This is a genomic window from Spirosoma utsteinense, from assembly GCF_014282275.1.
In the GTDB taxonomy this organism is placed as follows: Bacteria; Bacteroidota; Bacteroidia; order Cytophagales; family Spirosomataceae; genus Spirosoma; species Spirosoma utsteinense.
The window spans coordinates 1-806 of record NZ_VFIA01000169.1 but is presented as its reverse complement, the minus strand read 5'-3'; the positions used below and the strand labels follow the sequence as shown (position 1 = coordinate 806).

Here is an 806-nt window from a genome sequence, read left to right as displayed (position 1 = left end):
ACATTAGTCTGCTGTTTTTCAAGCTGTTGCAGTTCGTCAACGGTCTGGCTGATTTTAGTAGCGTAATCCATAACCAAAGATACGACTTATTGAATTTGATTTAGTATAAGTCCAGCATTAAAAGGTAAGTGGAGAAATAGGATTTTACGCCATGAATTCTGTCATGCCTTAGGGCTATCGGGGCATTCAAAAAAGGCATATAAGGAAGAGCATCTACTCGGAGTGCGTTTATATGATAGTTTAGAAGCTGCCGAAAAAGATGAACTTACTGCGGCAACAATACCAGAACCTGATAAAATGGCTATTAAATTACTGTATGATAACTCAATACCAAACGGATTGAAAAGAAGCAAATTTGTTGAGTATTTAGAGAAACATAAGCAAAAAGAGAGGAAACTAAATTAAGTCTTGAATGAACCAGGGTACGCAAAAATTTAAAAATATATTAAAAATAGAAGTTATAAAAATGAGATTTATCATATAACAGAACATCAGTTATACAACATACCTTGAAAAAATGCTAGTGGTGACATTGCATATCACCACTAGCATTTTTGTATTTATTACCTATTTATGTCGCTCAATCTTCACAGACCGGGGGCTTGAACTACACAGAGTAAAGTACTCTGCAACGCTAAGAGCCACTATAACAGCGACAACGATTAACAGGCCGATCAAAATTTTACGCTTCATATCAACTTATACTAAATCAAATTCAATAAGTCGTATCTTTGGTTATGGATTACGCTACTAAAATCAGCCAGACCGTTGACGAACTGCAACAGCTTGAAAAACAGCAGACTAAT

1 protein-coding gene is annotated in these 806 nt (G+C 35.4%); it reads left to right on the top strand.

Going from position 1 to position 806, the window contains the following annotated elements; all coding sequences use genetic code 11:
* Positions 1–222: 222 nt before the first annotated feature.
* Positions 223–405, top strand: coding sequence for a hypothetical protein (locus tag FH603_RS28310; protein ID WP_186742774.1), 183 nt, complete (start codon positions 223–225; stop codon positions 403–405).
* Positions 406–806: the final 401 nt, after the last annotated feature.